This is a genomic window from Methylobacterium sp. Leaf91 (assembly GCF_001422815.1).
Lineage (GTDB): Bacteria > Pseudomonadota > Alphaproteobacteria > Rhizobiales > Beijerinckiaceae > Methylobacterium.
Window position 1 is genome coordinate 83,552 of sequence record NZ_LMMP01000051.1, and the last position, 20,698, is coordinate 104,249.

General features: G+C 67.1%; 22 protein-coding genes. 19 read left to right on the forward strand and 3 right to left on the reverse strand.

The window, feature by feature from the left end; translation table 11 throughout:
• Window positions 1-57: 57 nt before the first annotated feature.
• The 7 genes from ASF32_RS22470 (at window position 58) to ASF32_RS22500 (ending at window position 9,005) form a co-directional block, all read left to right on the forward strand.
• Window positions 58-1,074: a carbon-nitrogen hydrolase family protein gene (locus tag ASF32_RS22470; RefSeq protein ID WP_056434005.1), complete on the forward strand. Its 1,017-nt coding sequence runs from the start codon at window positions 58-60 to the stop codon at window positions 1,072-1,074.
• A 110-nt stretch (window positions 1,075-1,184) separates the two neighbouring features.
• Entirely contained in the window at window positions 1,185-2,498 is a 1,314-nt protein-coding gene (locus ASF32_RS22475) for a substrate-binding protein (RefSeq protein ID WP_156467937.1), read from the forward strand.
• Window positions 2,499-2,509: 11 nt separating this feature from the next.
• Window positions 2,510-3,385 (forward strand): branched-chain amino acid ABC transporter permease, encoded by an 876-nt coding sequence (locus ASF32_RS22480; RefSeq protein ID WP_056434011.1) that lies wholly within the window; start codon window positions 2,510-2,512, stop codon window positions 3,383-3,385.
• A complete protein-coding gene (locus ASF32_RS22485) occupies window positions 3,385-5,307 on the forward strand; it encodes a branched-chain amino acid ABC transporter ATP-binding protein/permease (RefSeq protein ID WP_056434016.1) in 1,923 nt (640 codons plus the stop codon). The genes ASF32_RS22480 and ASF32_RS22485 overlap by 1 nt, the downstream gene beginning before the upstream one ends.
• Window positions 5,294-5,998, forward strand: coding sequence for an ABC transporter ATP-binding protein (locus tag ASF32_RS22490; protein ID WP_056434019.1), 705 nt, complete (start codon window positions 5,294-5,296; stop codon window positions 5,996-5,998). Before ASF32_RS22485 ends, ASF32_RS22490 begins: the two co-directional genes overlap by 14 nt.
• Before the next feature lie 117 nt (window positions 5,999-6,115).
• On the forward strand, window positions 6,116-7,537 hold the full coding sequence (pyk, locus tag ASF32_RS22495; RefSeq protein ID WP_056434024.1) for a pyruvate kinase: 1,422 nt from the start codon (window positions 6,116-6,118) through the stop codon (window positions 7,535-7,537).
• 217 nt (window positions 7,538-7,754) lie between these two features.
• A complete protein-coding gene (locus tag ASF32_RS22500) occupies window positions 7,755-9,005 on the forward strand; it encodes a glutamate carboxypeptidase (RefSeq protein WP_056434028.1) in 1,251 nt (416 codons plus the stop codon).
• Between the two features lie 10 nt (window positions 9,006-9,015).
• Here the strand turns inward: ASF32_RS22500 and ASF32_RS22505 are convergent, their stop codons facing one another.
• Entirely contained in the window at window positions 9,016-9,228 is a 213-nt protein-coding gene (locus tag ASF32_RS22505) for a DUF6494 family protein (protein WP_056434031.1), read from the reverse strand.
• Window positions 9,229-9,392: 164 nt separating this feature from the next.
• Entirely contained in the window at window positions 9,393-9,755 is a 363-nt protein-coding gene (locus ASF32_RS22510) for a DUF4440 domain-containing protein (RefSeq protein ID WP_056434034.1), read from the reverse strand.
• Window positions 9,756-10,271: 516 nt separating this feature from the next.
• Between ASF32_RS22510 and ASF32_RS22515 the strand changes: the two genes are divergently transcribed.
• The 3 genes from ASF32_RS22515 to ASF32_RS22525 all read left to right on the forward strand — a co-directional run bounded on the left by ASF32_RS22515 (window position 10,272) and on the right by ASF32_RS22525 (window position 12,108).
• The gene (locus ASF32_RS22515; protein WP_056434039.1) at window positions 10,272-10,724 is read left to right on the forward strand and encodes a hypothetical protein; all 453 of its coding nucleotides are present in this window, start codon (window positions 10,272-10,274) and stop codon (window positions 10,722-10,724) included.
• A gap of 563 nt (window positions 10,725-11,287) precedes the next feature.
• Entirely contained in the window at window positions 11,288-11,539 is a 252-nt protein-coding gene (locus ASF32_RS22520; RefSeq protein ID WP_244477934.1) for a hypothetical protein, read from the forward strand.
• Between the two features lie 158 nt (window positions 11,540-11,697).
• Window positions 11,698-12,108, forward strand: coding sequence for a hypothetical protein (locus ASF32_RS22525; protein WP_056434260.1), 411 nt, complete (start codon window positions 11,698-11,700; stop codon window positions 12,106-12,108).
• 145 nt (window positions 12,109-12,253) lie between these two features.
• Here ASF32_RS22525 and ASF32_RS22530 read toward each other — a convergent pair whose 3' ends face one another.
• Entirely contained in the window at window positions 12,254-12,664 is a 411-nt protein-coding gene (locus ASF32_RS22530; protein ID WP_056434050.1) for a hypothetical protein, read from the reverse strand.
• Window positions 12,665-12,818: 154 nt separating this feature from the next.
• On the opposite strand from ASF32_RS22530, the gene ASF32_RS22535 reads away from it, so the two are divergent.
• The 9 genes from ASF32_RS22535 to ASF32_RS22575 all read left to right on the forward strand — a co-directional run bounded on the left by ASF32_RS22535 (window position 12,819) and on the right by ASF32_RS22575 (window position 20,679).
• On the forward strand, window positions 12,819-13,106 hold the full coding sequence (locus tag ASF32_RS22535) for an MTH1187 family thiamine-binding protein (protein ID WP_056434053.1): 288 nt from the start codon (window positions 12,819-12,821) through the stop codon (window positions 13,104-13,106).
• Window positions 13,107-13,173: 67 nt separating this feature from the next.
• Window positions 13,174-14,103, forward strand: coding sequence for an aldo/keto reductase (locus tag ASF32_RS22540; protein ID WP_056434058.1), 930 nt, complete (start codon window positions 13,174-13,176; stop codon window positions 14,101-14,103).
• Window positions 14,087-14,836, forward strand: a complete 750-nt coding sequence (locus ASF32_RS22545; protein ID WP_200919233.1) for an NADPH-dependent F420 reductase — start codon at window positions 14,087-14,089, stop codon at window positions 14,834-14,836. Before ASF32_RS22540 ends, ASF32_RS22545 begins: the two co-directional genes overlap by 17 nt.
• Window positions 14,837-14,862: 26 nt before the next feature.
• The gene (locus ASF32_RS22550; RefSeq protein ID WP_200919239.1) at window positions 14,863-16,218 is read left to right on the forward strand and encodes an MFS transporter; all 1,356 of its coding nucleotides are present in this window, start codon (window positions 14,863-14,865) and stop codon (window positions 16,216-16,218) included.
• Between the two features lie 22 nt (window positions 16,219-16,240).
• A complete protein-coding gene (locus ASF32_RS22555; protein ID WP_056434061.1) occupies window positions 16,241-16,708 on the forward strand; it encodes a low molecular weight protein-tyrosine-phosphatase in 468 nt (155 codons plus the stop codon).
• A complete protein-coding gene (locus tag ASF32_RS22560) occupies window positions 16,705-17,505 on the forward strand; it encodes a fructosamine kinase family protein (protein ID WP_056434063.1) in 801 nt (266 codons plus the stop codon). The genes ASF32_RS22555 and ASF32_RS22560 overlap by 4 nt, the downstream gene beginning before the upstream one ends.
• A 191-nt stretch (window positions 17,506-17,696) precedes the next feature.
• Window positions 17,697-18,362, forward strand: a complete 666-nt coding sequence (locus ASF32_RS22565) for a protein-L-isoaspartate O-methyltransferase (RefSeq protein WP_056434065.1) — start codon at window positions 17,697-17,699, stop codon at window positions 18,360-18,362.
• Window positions 18,363-18,548: 186 nt separating this feature from the next.
• Complete coding sequence (locus tag ASF32_RS22570) at window positions 18,549-19,943, forward strand: TolC family outer membrane protein (protein ID WP_056434067.1); 1,395 nt, start codon at window positions 18,549-18,551, stop codon at window positions 19,941-19,943.
• Window positions 19,944-20,289: 346 nt separating this feature from the next.
• Window positions 20,290-20,679, forward strand: coding sequence for a DUF2497 domain-containing protein (locus ASF32_RS22575; RefSeq protein WP_244477951.1), 390 nt, complete (start codon window positions 20,290-20,292; stop codon window positions 20,677-20,679).
• The last annotated feature ends 19 nt before the right edge of the window (window positions 20,680-20,698 follow it).

Consider the following 20,698-nt stretch of genomic DNA (forward strand, 5'->3'; position numbering starts at 1 on the left):
TGCCCGCTTCGCAAGCCGATTCCACCACGTAACTTCGGCGTGGAAAGGGAAACCCCGATGCTTCCACAGTTCAAGGCCGCAGCAATTCACGCAGCACCCGTCTTCCTCGATGCCGCCGCGACCACCGCCAAGGCGGTCGCCCTGATCGAAGAAGCGGCCCGGGCCGGCGCCGCGCTGGTCGCCTTTCCCGAGACCTTCATCCCGGCCTTTCCGGTCTGGGCCGCCCTCTCGGCTCCCATCGACAACCACGATCTGTTCGCCCGCATGGCGGAGCAATCAGTCCTCGTCGACGGACCGGAGATCGCGCGGATCCGGCAGGCGGCGCGGGCAGCGGGCATCTTCGTATCGATCGGCATCAGCGAGCGCTCGCCCGCCAGCGTGGGCTGCCTTTGGAACGCAAACCTTTTCATCGGGGAGGATGGCACGATCCTCAACCACCACCGCAAGCTGATGCCGACCTATTACGAGAAGCTCATCTGGGCCTCGGGCGACGGGGCTGGGCTTAAAGTGGTGGAGACGGGGATCGGCCGCATCGGCCAGCTCATCTGCGGCGAAAACACCAACCCGCTCGCCCGCTATGCCCTGATGGCGCAGGGCGAGCAGTTCCACATCTCGTCCTGGCCTCCGGTCTGGCCGACACGTCGGCCGCAGGGCGGCGGCAATTACGACAACCTCGCCGCCAACCGCCTGCGCGCCAGTGCCCATTGCTTCGAGGCCAAGGCCTTCGGACTGGTCACGGCCGGCGTGCTGGACCGGGACGCCTACGACTTCCTGGCGGCGCGCGATCCGGGCGCCGCCGAGGTGCTCGACGGAACGCCGCGCGCCGCCTCGTTCTTCGTCGATCCGACCGGCACGCAGATCGGCGAGGCGCTGCAGGAGGAGGGGATTCTCTACGCTGAGATCGATCTCAACGCCTGCGTCGAGCCCAAGCAGTTCCACGACGTGGTGGGCTACTACAACCGCTTCGACGTCTTCGACCTCGCCGTGAACCGCCAGCGGCTCGCGCCCGCACAGTTCCGGGACGGTCCGGCGCTTGCGCCCGAGCCGCTGCCGCCTGTGGCGACCGGCGCGTGACTTGCTGACGCCAAGCCGAACCGCCCCGCATCCCTGATCCCGACCGAGTCCCAAGCACAGAAGCCTTAGAGCACCCGAACAGACCCCTCGAAGCCAGACCGGAGAGACCCCTGATGCTCGATCGTCGCACGCTCCTCCTCGCCGGTGCCGCCGGCCTGATGCTGCCGGACCTGCGCGGTGCCCGCGCCCAGAGCCCCGCCCAGATCGGCACCTTTCCGGAGGGGGTGGGCACGGATTCGGTGTTCGTGGGCCTCAACATGCCGTTGACCGGGGTGTTCTCCGGCGACGGCAGCGACCTCAAGCTCGGCTATGAGCTGGCCATCGCGCAGATCAACGCGGGCGGCGAGATCCCCGCTGCCTGGGGCCTCAAGGGCAAGGGCGTCCTCGGGCGCCAGATCCGCCACAAGATCGCCGACACCGAGGGCAAGCCCAACGTCGCGGTCCAGGCCGCGACCCAGTTCATCCAGCGCGACAAAGCCATCATGTTTCAGGGCTCCGTCAGCAGCGCCGAGGCCATCGCCCTGGAAGAGCTCGCGAGCCGCGACAAGGTCCTCTACATGGTCGGCATCGCCGGCTCGAACGACGTCACCGGCAAGAACTGCCAACGCTACGGCTTCCGCTCGCAGCAGAACGCCTACATGGCCGCCAAGGCCCTCGCGCCGGTCGTCGCGAAAGCCCTGGGCAAGAACCTCAAGGCCGCCTTCCTCGTCCCCGACTATACCTATGGCCAGACGGTCTACGATTCCTTCTCAAAATTCTCGAAGGAGCAGGGCTGGACACAGGTCCTGAAGGAGACGGTGCCCCTGGGCACGGCCGATTACAGCTCGGCGCTTCTCAACATCGCCAACAGCGGCGCCGATGTCTTCGTCAACATCTGCTTCGGGTCCGACGCGGTGGCCTCCACGAAGCAAGCCGAACAGTTCGGCGTCCTCTCCAGCATGAAGCTCGTGGTGCCTAACCTCTCCTCCTTCCAGGACAAGGAGGTCGGGCCCGAGCTGATGCAGGGCGTCTACGGTTCCTGCGACTTCTGGTGGACGCTGGAGGACCGCTATCCCCTGGCCAAGACCTTCGTCGAGGCGTTCTTTGCCCGAAACAAGTACCGTCCGCGCTGGGGCGCCCACATCGCCTACATGCAGACCTACCTCTGGGCGCTCTCGGTGGAGCGGGCAGGGGGGTTCAACCCTGTCGACATCATCAAGGTGATGGAGGGCTCGAAGTCCCAGCCCTACGAGACCACGATCGGCCGCGTCTATTACAGGGCAGAGGACCACCAGATGGTCCGGCCGATCCCGATCCTGCGCGGCAAGGCGCCTTCGGCCATGAAGGGCCCGGAAGATTTCTACGAAGTCGTCGATCTCGTCGACGGCGAGACGGTGATGAACCCGCCCGACCTGTTCGGGTGCAAGCTCGGCCCCTACACCTGAGGCACACGACCATGCCGAGCACCGCCGTCCTCCTTTCCCAGGCCTTCAACGGCCTCGCCCTCGGCAGCCTGCTGGCGCTGGTCTCCAGCGGGCTCACCATCATCCTGGGCACGCTGGGCGTGCTCAACTTCGCCCATGGCGCATTGTTCGCGGTGGGCGCCTACACCGCCTTCGTGATGATGCAGGCGACGCACTCCTTCGTGCTCGCCCTGCTCGGCGGCTGCGCCGTGATGCTCATCATCGGCTTTGCCATGGAGCGGCTCATCATCCGCCATTTCTATGCCCGGCCGGACGAGGACCAGATCCTCGTCACCTACGGGATCGGCATGGTGCTGGTGGAAGCCTTGCGGACCTGGTTCGGCGGCAACAGCCAGCGGGTGCCGGTCCCCTCCTGGGGTACCGGCGCGACGAAGCTCGGCTTTCTGGTCTACCCGACCTACCGTCTCCAGCTGATCGGCATCATCGCGGCGCTGCTGGTGGGCCTCTACCTCGTCCTGTACCGAACCTCGGTGGGACTGGTCGTGCGGGCCGGCATCGAGAATGCCGGCATGGTCGGCATCCTCGGCATCGACGTGCGACGCACCTTCCTGTTCGTCTTCGCGGTGGGCATCGTCGCCGTCGGCCTCGCCGGCATGCTCTACGCCCCCGTCGTCGCGGTCACGCCCGACATGGGCGCGAGCTTCATGGTTCAGTCCTTCGTGGTGATCGTGCTGGGGGGCCTCGGCTCCTTCCCCGGCGCCATCGTCGGCGGCCTGATCGCCGGCGAAATCATCAGCCTGACCAGTGCCTTCAACTCCGCCTATTCGGAGGTGATGCTCTACGGCCTGATGGCCCTCGTCCTGGTGGCGCGGCCGCAAGGGCTGTTCGGCACGGAGGGCCGGGTCTGATGGGCGTCCGTCCGCTGCAGAGAGCCTGGCCCGAACTCGCCCTCCTCGTCGTCCTCCTCACCGCGCCGATCCTCCTGCCGCCGCTCGGCTTCTCGCACGACCTGCTGTCGCGGGCGCTCAACTGGGCGCTGTTCGGCCTCGGCCTCGACATCCTGTTCGGGCTCGCCGGCCTGCTCTCCTTCGGCCAGGCGGCCTTCTACGGGGCAGGGGGGTTCGTCGCCGCCTATCTGCTGGTCTCGGGTCTGATCCAGAGTGTCTGGCTCGCCTTCCTGATCGGCACGCTGGCGGCCGGCCTGTTCGGCCTCGCGGTCGGCTGGCTCGCCGTGCGACGCATCGGCATCTACTTCGCCATGATCACCCTGGCCTTCGGGCAGATGGCCTATTTCATCCAGAACTCGCCGCTCTCCGACTATACCGGCGGCGAGAACGGCATCGCGGGGGTTCCGGTGCCGGTGATCGGCTTCGGGACGTGGGCCGTCAGGATCACCGCCGGCCTCCCCATGTACGCGCTCCTCGCAGCGACCTTCTTCCTCGGCTTCATTCTGGCCCGGCGCATCGTGCACTCGCCGGTCGGGCTCATCCTGAAAGCGATCAAGGAGAACACCCCGCGCGTGGCCATGCTCGGCCACGACGTGCCGGCCTACAAGCTCGCGGCCTTCACCATCGCGGCCCTCTATGCGGGCCTTGCCGGCGCGATGCTGGGTTCCTTCCAGAGCTACATGCCGCCGGACGCCTTCGCGCTGGAGACCTCGGGCCAGCTGGTGGTGCAGACCATCGTGGGCGGGGTCGGAACGCTCGTGGGGCCCCTCGTGGGCGCCGTGCTCTGGCTGTGGCTGCGCGACAACCTCCAGCTCATTCCGGGCTTCGGCTCCCTCTGGAAGCTGATCCTGGGCGTAGCCTTCATCGGCTTGGTGATGGGCCTGCGGCGCGGCATCTGCGGAGAGATCCTGCATCGCTGGCAACAGCGCGGCGAGGCGATCCGCCTCCGCGCCGCGAAGGCACGCACGGAGGCGATCGAGGACGCCATCGCTTCGGGAGGTATCGTCGCGCCGGAAATCCCGGCCGAGGTCGCGCTGCCCATGCCACGACCGGCGGTGGACGGTCGCACCGCCCATGCGGAGATCGCATTGGAAGCTCGAGGGCTCGCCCGACATTACGGGGGCCTCAAGGCCGTGGACGGTGTGAGTTTCCAGGTCCGGCGCGGCTCGATCCATGCGGTGATCGGCCCGAACGGCGCCGGCAAGAGCACGCTCTTCAAGATGCTCTCCGACGAGGTGACCCCAAGCGCGGGATCGGTCCTGCTGTTCGGCGAGCGGCTCACGGGGGCGGGCGTGACGGAGGCGACGCAGCGCGGCGTCGCCAAGAGCAACCAGCTCAACCAGCTCTTTCTCAACCTCTCCGTACGGGAGAACCTGCGGGTGGCGGCCCTCGCCAGGGCTCGCGGGCGATTCCGTCTCGACCTTCTCGCCCCAGCCACGGGCCGGGCGGAGGTGGAGGCGCAGGTCGAGACCATGCTGGGCATCCTCGATCTCGGGATGCGGGCCGAGACGCGCGTCGGCATCCTCGCCTATGGCGAGAAGCGCCGGCTCGAGATCGGCATGGCCTTGGCCACCAGCCCCAACGTTCTCCTCCTCGACGAGCCACTGGCCGGCATGAGCCCCTCGGAACGCGTCGCGACCTGCGCACTCATCAGGCGGATCGGTCGTTCCTGCACGATCCTCCTCGTCGAGCACGACCTCGATGCCGTCTTCGATCTCGCCGAGCGAATCACGGTCCTGAGCGAAGGGCGCCTTCTCGCGGACGGGCCCGCCGAGACCGTGCGCCGCGACCCGGCGGTGCAGAAGGCCTATCTGGGTGCTGCCCCGGATGAAGCCTCCGGCGAGGGGACCACGATCCTGGGAGCCACGCATGAGCCTGCTTGAGGTCGAGGGCATCAACACCCTCTATGGGGATTCGCACGTCCTCTTCGACGTCTCGCTCCGGGTCGAGGAGAACGAGGTCGTGGCCCTGCTCGGCCGCAACGGGGCCGGCAAAACCACGACGCTCCGGACCCTGATGGGCGCCCTCTCCCCACGTAGCGGCACGATCCGCCTCGATGGCAAACAGATCCAGGGATTACCACCCGAGAAGATCGCGCGGGTCGGCATGCAGCTCGTGCCCGAAGAACGCGCCATCTTCGGCACCCTCACGGTGGAGGAGAACCTGCGCGTCGCCCGCCTCACCGCACCGAAGGGCTGGTCCCTCGACCGGGTCTGGGAAGTCTTCCCGCGCCTGAAGGAGCGCCGGACGTCGCGGGGCCGGACCTTGTCGGGCGGCGAGCAGCAGATGCTGTCGATCGCCCGAGCACTCATCCGCGACCCCCGGATCATCCTCCTCGACGAACCGTTCGAGGGCCTGGCGCCGCTGATCGTGCAGGACCTGATCGCCCTCACGCGCCGCCTCGCCCAGGAGGGCCGGACGATCGTCGTGGTGGAGCAGAACGTGGCCGCGGTGCTCAGCTTCGCCCAGCGGGTCTACGGCTTCAACAACGGCCACGTCGTCTATGAAGGATCGGCGGCCGACCTTCGCCGCGACCCCTCGCCGATGCGCGCCTTCATGGGGCTGGCCGCATGAGGTCCACCGTCTTCCTAGGCAATGGCCCGGCCCCCCTCTCGACCCAGGCGGTTTCCATGCGATCCTGAGCGTCCGAACCCCGTTCCGAGAAGGCGGTCGCTCACGGCCGAATCGTTCATGCGCCGCTTCCGTCACGCCAAGATCGTCGCCACCGTCGGCCCCGCCAGCGCGTCGCCCGAGATGCTGCGCCGGCTGTTCCTGGCGGGCGTCGACACCTTCCGCCTCAATTTCAGCCACGGCACGCAGGCCGACCACGCGGTGGTCCATGCCGCGATCCGCGCGCTCGAGCACGAGGTGGGCCGGCCCATCGGCATTCTGCAGGATCTCCAGGGCCCCAAGATCCGCCTGGGAACACTCGCCGGCGGCCGCCTCGACGTGGTCCCGGGTGAGAGCCTCCGCTTCGTCCTCGATGGCGCCGAAGGCGGGCGCGACGCCATCCCCCTTCCGCACCCGGAGATCTTCGCCGCCGTCGCGCCGGGGCAGGACCTGCTCATCGACGACGGTCGCGTGCGGGTGCGTGTCACCGGCCTCACCCGCGACAGCATCATCGCCGAGGTAGTGATCGGCGGCACCCTCTCGAACCGCAAGGGCGTCAACCTCCCCGGCACGCTGCTGGACGTCTCGCCGCTCACCGCCAAGGACCGGGCCGACCTCGCCTTCGGGCTGGAGCTCGGCGTCGACTGGGTCGCGCTTTCCTTCGTGCAGAAGCCCTCCGACGTGATCGAGGCGCGCGGGCTGATCGGCGACCGGGCCGGCATCATGACCAAGGTGGAGAAGCCCCAGGCCCTGGAGCGCATCGACGACATCATCCGCCTCTCGGACGCCGTGATGGTGGCGCGCGGCGACCTTGGCGTGGAGATCCCGCAGGAGGACGTTCCGGGGCGCCAGAAGGAGCTGATCCGCGCCTGCCGCCTCGCGGTGAAGCCCGTGGTGGTGGCGACCCAGATGCTCGATTCGATGGTCTCGGCCCCGACACCGACCCGGGCCGAAGCCTCGGACGTCGCCACCGCGATCTATGACGGGGCGGATGCGGTGATGCTCTCGGCGGAATCCGCCACGGGAAAATTTCCGGTCGAGACCGTGGAAATGATGGCCCGGATCATCCATCGCACCGAGACGCACAAGCTCTACCGCTCGCTCATCACCGCCTCGGACCCCGACGAGGAGGAAACGCCACCGCACGCCATCGCCTCCGCGACGGCCAGCCTCGCCGATGCGGTGAATGCCGCCGCCATCGTGGCCTACACGCTCAGCGGAACCACCGCCGCGCGCATCGCACGCCGGCGCCCGGAGGTGCCGATCCTGGCGCTCACGCCGGACCTCGAGACCTCGCGCCGGCTCTGCCTGCTCTGGGGCGCGCACAGCGTCCAAGCCGCGGAGGTCACCACCTACGAGGAGATGGTGGCGGGCGCCATCGACCAAGCCGTGAAAGAGGGCTTCGCCAAGCCCACGGATCTCGTCGTCATCACCGCCGGCATCCCTTTCGCCGTGGCGGGTACGACGAACAACGTCCGCATCGCTCACGTGCCGCCGGCATAGGCCGTATCAGCCGGAGCGCGCGACCACGGTCCGATCAAGGGGCACGCCTTGGCGACCCGGCCCAAACCCGGCCGGTTCGCCCGCAAGCCGCGCGATCCTTGCGTCGGAGCGGTCTCTACGGTTCTGTGACGATCGATGCGAGAAACTCCGGGACGGGCAGCCTACGAGCCGGATAGATCGTGGCTCGCTGCGTCGGCCTACGACGAGAAGGATTTCCATGCGTACGACCGCGTCTCTGGCCCTCGCCGTCCTCATGGCGCTGGCGCCGCTCGCCGCCCGGTCCGCTCCGGACGACACCGTGCTCGCAGCGGTGAAGGCGCAGGACGGCCCGTATCGCGAGACGCTGAAGGGGTTGGTCGATCTCGATAGCGGCACCGGCGACGTGTCCGGCCTGTCCAAGGTCGAGGCGCTCCTGAAGGCTCGCCTCGAAGCCTCGGGACTCGCAGTCAGCACCCGCAACGCCCCCGTCTTCGGCGGAAACACGGTGATCGGTACGCGATCAGGCAGCGGCACGCGCAAGATCATGCTGCTGGTGCATTACGACACCGTGTTCGGCACGGGCGACGCTGCCAAGCGCCCCTATACCGAGCGTGACGGCCGCGCCTATGGACCGGGTGTCGCCGATGCGAAGGGCGGCATCGCGATGATCCTGCATCTCCTTTCCATCCTGGAGACCTTGCGGTTCGATGGTTACGGCACCCTCACGGTGGTCTTCAATCCCGATGAGGAGCGCGGCTCGCGCGGATCGCGCGACGAGATCGCCAGGATCGCCCGCGATCAGGACGTAGTCCTGTCGTTCGAACCCTCCTTCGCCGAAGCCGGTGTCGATGCCGTCACCGTGGCGACGAAGGGCATCAACTACGCGAGCCTCACCGTGAAAGGCCGTGCCTCCCATGCCGGCGGCGCGCCGGAAGCCGGACGCAACGCGGTGGTCGAGCTCTCCCACCAGATCCTCCAGCTTCAGGATCTCGGAGACCCAGCCAAGGGGACGAGCCTGCACTGGACCGTGGTCCACGGCGGCACCAAGCCGAACATCATTCCCGATGACGCCAAGGCGGAGGGCGACATGCGCTACTTCGTGCCGAGCGAGTACGACCGCGTCCTGTCCGAGGGACGGAAGATCGCCGAATCGCATCGCGTTCCCGATACGCAGGTGACCTTCGATCTCGCCAAAGGCCGCCCGCCGCTGCCGAGCAATCCGGGGACGAAGGCCCTCGGGGAACGCGCACGCGCCATCTATGCCGAGATGGGTGCCGAGCTCATGCTGGCGGAGATCGGCGGGGGGACGGATGCGGGCTACGCCTTCCAGCCGGACAGCCCGGCGAAACCCGCTATCCTCGAATCCCTCGGCATCGTCGGGGGCCGCTATCACAGCACGGACGAGTTCGCGGTCCTCGCCAGCATCACGCCGCGGCTCTACCTCGCGACCCGCCTGTTCATGGAGGTGTCGAAGGAGGCAGGCCGCTGATCGTGACAGGTCAGCGTGTCGTGCCCGGATCTTCGCCCAGTGAGATCGTGCGCTCGACCACGTGCTCCAGCGGCGCGTTCTCGGCCGTGAGAGTCATGCGAAGCTTCAAAGACCCGCCCGGCACCTGACCCTCACGGGCCACACGCTCAATCTCACGCTGCGACGTCACTCCGACTTCCTTCAGGAACTTGCGCAGTTCGATGTTGAAGCGATCCTCGTCCATGACGTGTTCCTCCGTTTTGCCCCGATAGAGGCGATGGGACCGGTTATGACCCAGCGGGTCCGGATAGGCTCATCCCTCGAAACGGGATGTGGGCCGGGCCGGGATGCTGGCCCGGCGAACCGAGGATGGTTCAGTTCCAGATGTCGCTCAGTTCCAGATGTCACTCAGTTCCAAGTGTGGAGCAGAGCGCGCCAACCATCGCCATGAGGCTCCAGAACGTTTACCCAATTGCCCCCATAGCTCTGGGACTGACCTCCCTCTCCCGGTCCGGTCAGCTGCCAGAGCCCGGTGAGGATGACGGTCTCGCCCCTCTGCGTGGTGTCCTGGACCGTGATCTTATGGTCCTTGAATCCCTTCGCCTGCAGGTCGGCGAAGAAGGCGGAAATCTTGTCCGCTCCCTGGACGGGCGAGCCCCCCGCCGGGATCACCTTTCCCTCGTCGCTGTAGAGCTTTCCCAATGCGGCGGTGTCGCCCTTGTTGAAGGTCTGATCCCAGAGATCAGCGATCGCTTGGCCTTGTAAACTCATCTCTTCTCCATCCGTTTCTTCGACCGTTCAGCGAGCACATATCGAAGCCGTGGTGCCCAGGGCCAAATGCCCGCAGTCCCGTCCTTGCCTTCCCGCGCGTTCCGAGCCGGCGATGCGGAATGTAGAGCGCCGTTCAGCGAAGGGGATGGCCTCCGCCAGGTCGGATGGAGGTTGGTTCCGGTTCCGCATCATCCCCATCCGTCGATCGAACCTCGCCTAAACCTCAGCAGCGGGCGACGCCGTGGATCGCCCGACATGGCGTGTCGAGGCTGAGGGCCCGGTTCGGCGAGACCGACCGACGTCGCGAATTCCCTCGACCGCTCCCATTGCCGTGCCACGACACCGACGATGAGTGGCGGCACCGATGACACAGGCTCTGCCATGCGGTGACGTCACCGCCTGCCGGCCCAAGAAAGCTCGTGCGTTCGGCGTGCGAACTTTGCATACGACTCCCAATGGCAGGTTCGAGCGTTGCCCGTTCGCGGCCCTCGGCCGGACCGCCCCAAGGAGTCCCTGATGGGCATTTTTCAGAACCTGCTCGAACGCGTCACCGCCTATGTCGGCGACAAGACGCTGATGTATGCGGCCGTATCCGCAGCCTCAAACGTCATCGTGGCCGACAGTGAGGTGGACGAGGCGGAGGTCGAGGTCGCACTCGCGGCCATGCGGGCGAATCCCATCATCGAGAAGGGATACGATACGCTGATGCTGGAGGCGGAACTGTTCGACGGGATCGCGCGGGCCCGGACCCGCGTCGGGCGGGCGGACAATCTGAGCCGCGTGGCCGCCATCGCCGACAGGTCCATCGATCAACGAAACGGGGTGTTCCTGATCGCGGCCGATGCCGCCGATCACGAGGGGATCAGCGACGTCGAGCACATCGCTCTCGATGAAATCGCCGCCGCCCTTCTGGTCGACAAGGAGGCTCTGCTCCGGCTGGCTCCGGTGAAGCCGTCGATCCCGTCGTAACCGGGGCGATGCGTCCTGCATGGCCGATCTAAGTCATCGATGCGAACCGGCACATCGAAGGGTGTGTCCGGCGGGCGACACCGAATGGTTAAAATCATATTAACCATTCATGACGACCACACGTTAGAAATCCTTCGACTATAGAGCCGGCATCCAACCCTTGCCGGTCATTGCCATGATCCTCGCTTCCCGCAACATCGTCAACGAACACCGCGAGATCGCCGCCATCGCGATCACCTACGGAATCTTTCTCAGTGGGATCATGCTCCTCACTTGGACTATGGCCTGACGCCGTCCACAGCGAGCCGGGCCCCTGTGTCCGGCTTCGCCCACGGCCTCGGAATCTGTGCCGGCACGACGGACGCAGCCTGAACTTGCCCTCGGGTCAAGCAGTGCACTGACGTCGTACGCCGGGAGCGCAAAACGAATGCGGTCTTCGTCAAGGAACCGATGAGCCTTCAAAGATGTTCGTCCATCCAAATTGGAGGAAATGAATGTCTGACAGCGCTTTAGCTTCGGTTATCGTCCCGTCTCTCCGGGCGGCTCGCTCGGCAAGGGAGCGGTTGGCACGTGCCGGGTTCGCCCGCAACAGCGTGGATATCGAACGCCACGGCGACGAATTCGAAGTGTCCATCAGCACGAGGACTGAGAATCTGGAGCGCGCTCAGAACATCCTTCAGGGCAACCCCGTGGTCGGCGATCTTCGCGATGCGGGCTCACGTGCGCTCGGCGCCTTCCACGACAACCGGCCGCTCGCGCTGGGCCTCGCGGCACTGGCGGGCTTTGCCATCTTCCACGTCTCGAAGAGGCGGTGAAGCCGAGGCCGAACGCGCCAACGAAAGGGCGAGCCCGGTAGTCGCAAAGCGGGCAGATGGGCGCCGTTTTGCTCCGGGCCGAAGTGGCGGTTAGACTGACCACCATGAAACATGAACCGATCCGCCGGTTTGTCATCGCGTGCCGTTTCGGCGCGGCGATGCTCGGCGGATTGTCCATGACGATGACGACCACCGTCTTCGCTCAGTCTCCGTCACCGGCAGTTGCGGTAAACAACTGGGCGGACATTCGCGCGACGCTTGCGTCCTGCTGGTCGGTCCCGCCGGATACCAGGGGATCGCTGATCGCGTTCCTGTTCGGCATCAGCAAGACGGGTGAGCTACGTGGTGCACCTCTCGTCACGGCCCGCCGCCTCCAGGGCGATCAGGACGCCAGAAAACGGTTCGAGGAGGCAGCGAGGGATGCCGTGAACCGTTGTTTTCCCATGACGGTGACGCCGTCCTTCGGAGCCATCCTGGGCGAAAGCCCCATCCGCCTGCGCTTCGTCAATACGCCGCCGACGGCGGCCTACCAGATCAACAGCAACATCACGATCTTCGCACCACCCTGATCGCGCCGCATCGGGGCGGAGACGGTGTGCTTCAGATCCGTCGCTGTTTCATGAGCCGGAATGGCTCGGAACAGGCGACAGCGATAAGCGCATGCAAAAAGGGCCGCCTCGCGGCGACCCCTTCGTTTCCTCATACGGTTTCGGCTCAGTAGCCGTAGTAACCACCGTATCCGTAGCCATAGGCCGGCGCGGGAGCGTAACCGCCGTAATAGCCGACGGGGCGGCCATAACCGTAACCGTCGTAGCCGTAACCACCGTTATAGGCTCCGGCCGCGATGGCTCCGGCAGCCAAGCCAGCGACGCCGAGGCCGATGGCGGCACCAGGACCGATGCCGCGACGGCCATATCCGTAACCACGACCGTAGCCGCCGCCGTAGCGACCGTAACCACCGCTGTAACGGCCATAACCGCCGCGATGACCGTATCCACCGTGGCCGCCGAAGCCACCATGACCGTATCCGCCGCCATGGCCCCAACCACGGGCTTCCGCAGGTGCCGCCGCGAGGAGGGCACCGAGGCTGACGGCCGCGGCCGAGAGGAGTGCGAGCTTGCGCATTCGAAACATCCTGTTGTGAGGTATGTCCATCAACGGACCGGGCGCCCGACCGTTCCCATCGCCCCCTGGGCGCTGGCGACGCAGGCCGTCGAGACGCCTCTAGGACCATCGGGATCGGCCATCCCGTTCGCCCGCATTGCCAAGGAGAACCGTCATGAAAGTCGTCGCGGATCTGTGCATCGTCCCCATGGGGGTCGGACCCTCGGTCTCCTCCTACGTGAAGGAGATCAAGACCATCCTGGAGACCAGCCACCTCAACGCCGAGATGCATGCCAACGGCACGAATATCGAGGGCGAGCTCGCCGACATCTGCCGGCTCATCGAACTCTGCGAAGAGAAGCTGAGCCAGCTCGGCGTTCAGCGGGTCTTCTTCACCATGGCCTTCTCGTCGCGGCGGGACAAAGAACAGTCCATGGCCGACAAGCTGACGGCCGTTTCCTGATCCGTTGGCACCTTGGCGGCGCAGCGGCGTTGACCCTGCCCGATCCCCGGATGAGGACCGAGCCCGCATGCATCCATCCCGACGTGCGTTCCTGGCCGGTGCCGGCCTGGCTCCCCTGATCGTGCCGCTGCTACAGCGCGCCACGTCCCCGGCCCATGCGGAGGAGGGCGGTCTGATCCGCCGCGCCATCCCGTCCTCCGGCGAGACGCTCCCCGCCATGGGGATCGGTACGTCACGCCGCTACGAGGTCGAGCCGATTCCCGAGACAATCGCGCCCCTGCGCGAGGCGGTGCAGCGGTTCGTGGCGCTCGGCGGCTCGGTCATCGACACGGCGCCGAGCTACGGCACGGCCGAGGACGTCCTCGGCAAGATCCTGTCCCAGGACGGTCTGCGCGAGGAGGTGTTCCTCTGCAGCAAGGTAGGGACACCGGGCCGCGAGGCTGGCGCGGCCGAGATTGCACGCTCCTTCCGCCGCATGGCGACCGACAGGATCGACCTCGTGGCGGTCCACAACCTCAGCGATACGGCAATGAACCTCGCCACGTTGCGTGAGCTCAAGGCCGAAAAGAAGATCCGCTACATCGGCGTCACGGTCTGGCGAGACAGCCAGTTCGCGGATCTCGAGGCGGTGATGCGCCGCGAGAGGATGGATTTCATCCAGGTCAATTACGCCCTCGACGACCGCCGCGCCGCCGAGCGCATCCTGCCGCTGGCGAAAGAGCGCGGCATGGCGGTGATGGTGAACGTGCCCTTCGGGCGCGACCGCCTGTTCAAGGCCGTGCAGGGACGCGACCTGCCGCCCTGGACGGCGGAGTTCGACTGCGCGAGCTGGCCGCAATTCTTCCTGAAATACGTCCTCGCCCACGAGGCCGTCACCTGCCCGATCCCCGGCATGGCCAAGGCGGCCTATGTCGAGGACAATCTCGGCGCGGCACGCGGCCGGTTGCCCGATGCCGCCCAGCGAACCCGAATGGAGGCCTATGTCGACGCGCTCTGATTTCTTCAACCGCCGTGCCGTCATCATGCTGGCCGGTGGGCTCATCGCCGCTTCGGGCCTGCTGGCATCATCCTGTCCCGCCTCGGCCCAGGCTGCACCGCAGCCGGTCCACATCGGCATTGTCGGGGCCGGCAATATCGGCGGCACGATCGGTGGCCTCTGGGCGAAAGCCGGCCACGAGGTGATGCTGTCGTCGCGCCACCCGGAGGAGCTGAAGGGTCTCGTCGAGGCGCTCGGACCGAAGGCGAGGGCGGGCAGCCCGGCCGAGGCCATCGCCTTCGGCGACGTCATCCTCATCGCGGTGCCCTACAAGGCTTATCCGCAGCTGGCGCAGGACCATGCCGCAGCGCTCAAGGGCAAGGTGGTGATCGATGCCGGCAACGCGACCCAGGCCCGTGACGGCGAGGTCTATGGCGAGGTCCAGGCCAACGGCATCGCGGCGGTCTCGGCCAAATATCTGAACGGGGCGAAGATCGTCCGGGCCTTCAACGCGGCCAATTACAAGGTCTTCGCCAAGAACGCCCATCGCCAAGGCGGACGCATGGCGATCCCCATCGCCGGCGACGATCCCGCGGCGCTCGCGATCGCTTCCCAACTCGTCAAGGATGCGGGCTTCGACCCGGTGGAGGTCGGGCCGCTGGCCAAGGCGGACAGCTTCGCCATGGGCTCCCCCGGCTTCGGCCTCGACCTGAATGCGGAGGAATCGCGGGCGCGCTTCGGGGTCACCCGTTGAGCGACGGGCCAGGGCTGGCAAAGCCGCTGACCGCCGGTAGCGGTGGCTACGTCCCGCCCTGGCTGCGTCGGCTCATCGACGTACGGGCGGAGGAGGTGCCGGCCCTTGCATGGTCCTGGGCCTACATCTTCTCGATCCTGGCCGCCTACTACGTCCTCCGGCCGATCCGCGACCAGATGGGTGTCGCCGGCGGGATCGAGAACCTGCCCTGGTTGTTCACCGGCACCCTCGTGGGCATGCTGGCGCTGAACGTCCCCTTCGCCTGGCTCGTGAAGACATTGCCACGCGCCCGGTTCGTGCCGCTGACCTATCGGTTCTTCGCCGCCAACATCGTGCTGTTCGCTGGGGCGCTCTATTTCGCCGGGCCGGAGGGCGACGTCTGGATCGGCCGGGCCTTCTTCGTCTGGCTCTCGATCTTCAACCTGTTCGTGGTCTCGGTGTTCTGGGCCACCATCGTCGATGTGTTCTCCACCGAGCAGGGCAAGCGCCTGTTCGGCTTCATCGCCGCCGGCGCGACTCTCGGGGCGATCGCCGGATCGGCGACGACGGCGATCCTCGCCCGCGACGTGCCGACCTGGGTGCTCCTCATCGGCGCGGCCCTGCTCCTCGAGGTGGCGGTGTTCAGCATGCGCGGCCTCGCGCGCCTGTCCGACCGCCTGAACCGGGCTCCCGCCACGGGCGACGCCGCCCCGTCGGAGGCCATCGGCGGCAGTGCCTTCGCGGGCATCACCCGCACGTTCCAGTCGCCCTACCTGCTCAATATCGGGCTGTTCCTGCTGCTGTTCTCGGTGACGTCGACCTTCCTGTATTTCGAGCAGGCGGGCATCGCCAAGCGCAGCTTCCCCGATCGCGGCTCGCAGACGGCCTTCTTCGCCAGCGTCGATCTGCTGGTGAACCTGCTCACTCTCGGCGTGCAATTCTTCCTTACCGGCCGGATCGTGCGGCGCATCGGGGTCGGCACTGCCCTCGCGCTTCTACCGGCGGCCAGCATCCTGGGATTCGCGGCGCTCGCCCTCTCTCCCACGATCACGGCCATCGTGGCGTTCCAAGTTTTCCGGCGGGCCGGCAACTTCGCCATCGCCCGGCCGATCCGCGAGGTGCTGTTCACGGTCGTGCCGCGCGAGGACCGCTACAAGGCGAAGAACTTCATCGACACCGTGGTCTACCGCACCGGCGACCAGATTGGCGCTTGGTCCTTCCAGGGAATCGGAGCGCTGGGCCTCGGTTCGACGGCCGTGGCCATCGCAGCGGTTCCGCTCTCGGTCGCCTGGCTCCTGAACAGCCTCTGGCTCGGCCGTCGGCAGGAGGCGAGGCGGGTCGCGATGGAAGAAGCGGAAGGCTCCGGCAAGGATCGGACGACCGGGCCGTCGCGCGACCGCTGACACCGACATTCGAGGAGCCGTTATGTCCGCAGGCAAGCCAGCCGTCCTGTTCGTGTGCCTGGGCAACATCTGTCGTTCGCCCCTGGCGGAGGCGGCGTTCCGCGTCGAGGCCGAGCGGGCGGGTCTCGACGTGGAGGTCGATTCGGCCGGCACCGGCGGCTGGCATGCGGGCGAACCGCCCGACCCGCGTGCCCTGGCCGTCGCCCGGCGCAACGGCGTCGACATCTCCGGCTACCGCGCCCGTCAGGTCGAGCCGGCGGATTTTGCCCGCTTCAGCCACATCGTCGCCCTCGATGGCGACAATCTCGCCGTGCTGCGTCGGCTTCGACCGAAAGAGGGCGCCGCATTGTCGCTTCTCCTCGACCATGTACCCGGGCGCAGGGGAGAGGCGGTCGCCGACCCCTATTACGGCGCCGATACGGGGTTCGACGCCACCTGGGCCGACGTGACCCTGGGCGCCCGTCACCTCGTGCGCGCGCTCACGGCATGATGCCACTGGCAGAGCGTGGAGCGGCGCTGCTCGGGCGCCGTCTCGTGCGGGTCGAGCCCATGAGCGGCGGCAACCTCTCCGGCCTCGTGCGGATCCTGCTCGACGACGGCAGCGCGGCGATCGTAAAGGATGGACACGATCCACTGGCGGAAGCCGGGATGCTCCGCGCGATCCGCGCCGCCGGAATTCCCGCGCCGGAGGTGTTCGCGGCCGATGCCCGGACCCTCGTGATCGAGCCCCTGCCGGCCCGCGGCGGCAACGCGGATGCGGATCTCGGCCACGTGTTGGCGCGCCTCCATGCCGTGACCGGCGACAATTACGGCTGGACCCGTGATTACGCCTTCGGGACGGTGCGGATCGACAATCGCCGGAGCGAGAATTGGCCCGACTTCTGGAGCGAGCACCGGCTGCTCTGCCACGCTCCTCATCTCGACCCCACGCTCAGGCGAAGGATCGAGGCCCTGGCGAGGGCGCTCCCCGAGCGTCTTCCGGCCCGTCCGCGTCCGTCCCTGCTGCATGGCGACCTGTGGGGCGGCAACGTCCTGATCGACGGCGACCGCGTCTCCGGGCTCATCGACCCCGCCTGCTACCACGGCCATGCCGAAGTGGACCTCGCGATGCTGTCGCTGTTCGGTGCGCCCGGCCCGGCCTTCCGGGAGGCGTATGGTGCGGCCGAATCGGGCATGCCCGAGCGTCGGGCGATCTATCAGTTGTGGCCGGCGCTGGTGCATCTGCGCCTGTTCGGATCGGGTTACCGCTCCATGGTCGAGACGCTGCTCGACGCCACCGGCTGCTGAAACCTCCGCCCATTCCATCAGGCCGGAAGCGGAGCCGTCTTCCGTCGACCCGACCACGCCTCGAACCTTGCGTTTTGAGGGCCGATCCACGACAACCCGGCAAGCTTCGGCGCTGGCGTCCGGCCCCTTCCGAATATCCGGATGAGGCGGAGGGGCGCCTACGGTCGATGCGGCGAGGGAAGACGAAACCCATGCTCGATTACGCGCAGGCGCGACGCCTCATGGTGGATTGTCAGTTGCGGACTTTCGATGTCAACGACATCCCCGTCCTCGACGCTTTCGAAGCCGTGCCGCGCGAGCGCTTCGTGCCGCAGGGCCGTGAGGACTTCGCCTATATCGACCAATCCCTCCGCATCACCGGACAAGATCCGGCGACATCGGATCGCGCCGTCCCGGCCCCGATGATTCTGGCCCGCATGATCCAGGCGCTGCAGCTCGCGCCGGGCCAGGTTGCCCTCGATGTCGCCACCGGCTACGGTTACGCCGCCGCCATCATGCGGCAGCTCGGCGTGCGGGTCGTCGCCCTCGAATCCGACGAGACCCTCGCCGCCGAGGCCGAGAGCCGCCTGTCGGGCACGGACGGTATCGAGATCGTTCACGGTCCTTTGCAGGAGGGGGCGGCGAAGGCGGGGCCGTTCGACGCGATCCTCATCAACGGCCGCGTCGAGACGAGGCCTCAATCCCTCCTCGATCAGTTGAAGGATGGCGGACGCCTCGTCTGCGTGATGGGTCGCGACAGGGCCGCGAAGGCCACCCTGTTCATCAGGACCGGGGATGCTTTCGGAGCGCGGCCGCTCTTCGACGCCTCGCTTCCGGCCCTCTCGGCGTTCAGCGCGGATTCGCATTTTTCGTTCTAGCCGCGGGAGCAGGTGTCGCTTTTATGCGGCACTGCGCCATCAATCTCGCGCCTAATCCCTCTCCGCCGATGCCCTGAAGCACAACCTCCGCTAAGCTGACCTGTGAGGCGGGCAATCCGGATGGCACCCTAGGCGCTATGGCTGTGACGAACAGCCGACCGGTTCATCGAGAAACCGCAAGGGCAGATGGACGTGAGACAACGCAAACTTGCGAAAAGCTTCCGGCTACGGCTGGGTGGCTTCGCCGCGCTGACGCTCGCCGCCGCCTCTCCGGCCGTGGCCGAGACGCTGGATAGCGCGCTGGCCCGTGCCTATGGCGCCAACCCGGCGCTGAATGCCTCGCGTGCGGGATTGCGCGCTACCGATGAGAACGTCGCGCAGGCCAAGTCCGGCTACCGCCCCACCGTGAGTCTCGACGCCGATATCGGCCTGACCCAGAGTCAGGGCCGTGTGAGCGGCATCTCTCTCAATCAGGTGACGAAGCCCGGCGGCGCCGGGCTGACGATCAACCAGACCCTGTTCAACGGCTTTCAGACCGACAACCAGACCCGTCGGGCCCAGTCGGACGTGCTCGGCACGCGCGAATCGCTGCGCGCCACCGAGATGACGACCCTGTTCAACGCCGCCCAGATCTACATGTCGGTCCTCAGCGACACGGCGACCCTGGAACTGCGCCGCAACAACGTCGAGGTGCTCGAGGAGCAGCTGCGCCAGACCCGCGACCGCTTCAATGTCGGCGAGGTCACCCGGACAGACGTCGCCCAGGCCGAGGCGCGTCTCGCCGGCGCGCGATCCGACGTCAGCGGCGCGGAGGCGAACCTGCGCGCCAGCATCGGCACGTACCGGCGCATCATCGGCGTCGAGCCGCGGCAGCTGGCGCCGGGACGTCCCCTCGACCGGTTCGTGCCGCCGAACCTCGACAACGCCATCTCCATCGGCCTGAAGGAGCATCCGCAGATCATGTCCTCGCTTCATGCGGTGGATGTGGCCGAAGCGCAGGTGAAGATTTTCGAAGGCGCGCTCTATCCGACCGCCGCCCTGCAAGGCAGCGTCCAGCAGCGCTACGATACGCAGTTCCCGGGCGATAACGGCGTGACCGCCTCCATCGTCGGCCGCATCTCGGTCCCTCTCTACGAGGGCGGCCAGACCTATTCGCAGATCCGCCAGGCCAAGGAACTGGTGGGTCAGGCGCGGATCAACGTCGAGGATATCCGCGACCAGGTCCGGTCGGCCATCGTCACGGCCTGGGGTCGTCTCGAGGCAGCTAAGGCCCAGGTCATCGCATCGCAGGCCCAGGTGCAGGCCAACGAAGTGGCGTTGAACGGCGTGCGCGAGGAGGCCCGTGTCGGCCAGCGCACCACGCTCGACGTGCTGAACGCTCAGCAGGAACTGCTGAACTCGCGCGTGAACCTCATTCTCGCCCAGCGCGACCGCGTGGTGAATTCCTACGGCGTGGTCCAGGCGGTAGGCCGCCTCACCGTGCGCTTCACGTCGATCCCGGTGGTGGCTTACAGCCCGAAGGAGCATTTCGACCAGATCAAGGATCTCTGGTACGGCGTGCGTACGCCTGACGGACGCTGAGGGTCGCGAGGAACTCGCAGGGCGTCGGTGTTATCCTGTGCCTTGCGCCCTGCCGGTCCTTGTTTCCGGCGCCCGTGGTGAAATACTCAGAGTGATCGAAATACTTCTTTAACCATGTGACCCGAGCGTCGTCCGGATGAGTGCAGCGAGCCCCAAGACGCCGGAAAAGGGCCAGGAACCCTCCATGGAGGAGATCCTGGCGTCCATTCGCCGGATCATCGCCGACGACCAGAACGCCAAGGCGGAGGTGGTCTCGCCGGTTCGCTCCACTCCGCCGCTGCCGGAGAACGACGACGTGCTCGACCTCGCCGAGGTCGCGCAGCCCCGCAAGCCCCAGCCCGCCCCCATGGAGGAGCCGGAGATCGACTTCGCCGAGAGCGGGCAGATCGACTTCGACTCGATTTCCTTCGACGACGACGAGCCCGAACCGGAGCCCCTGCCGCCACCGGTGGTGCGTCAGCCCGAGCCGCCCCGCGCCGCCCCCCGCCAGGAACCGGTGGAGGCCCCGCGCGAGAGCCTGAAGCAGCGCCTCGTTTCCGACCTGACCGATGCCAGCGTCGGCCATGCGTTCCAGCTTCTTGCCGGCACGAGGGTGAGCCAGAATGCCCGGACCATCGAGGACATGGTGCAGGACATGCTCCGGCCGATGCTGCAATCCTGGCTCGACGACAACCTGCCGGGCATGGTCGAACGCCTCGTCCGCGCCGAGATCGAGCGCGTGGCGCGGGGCCGCTGACCGCCCTCCGATGTTGACG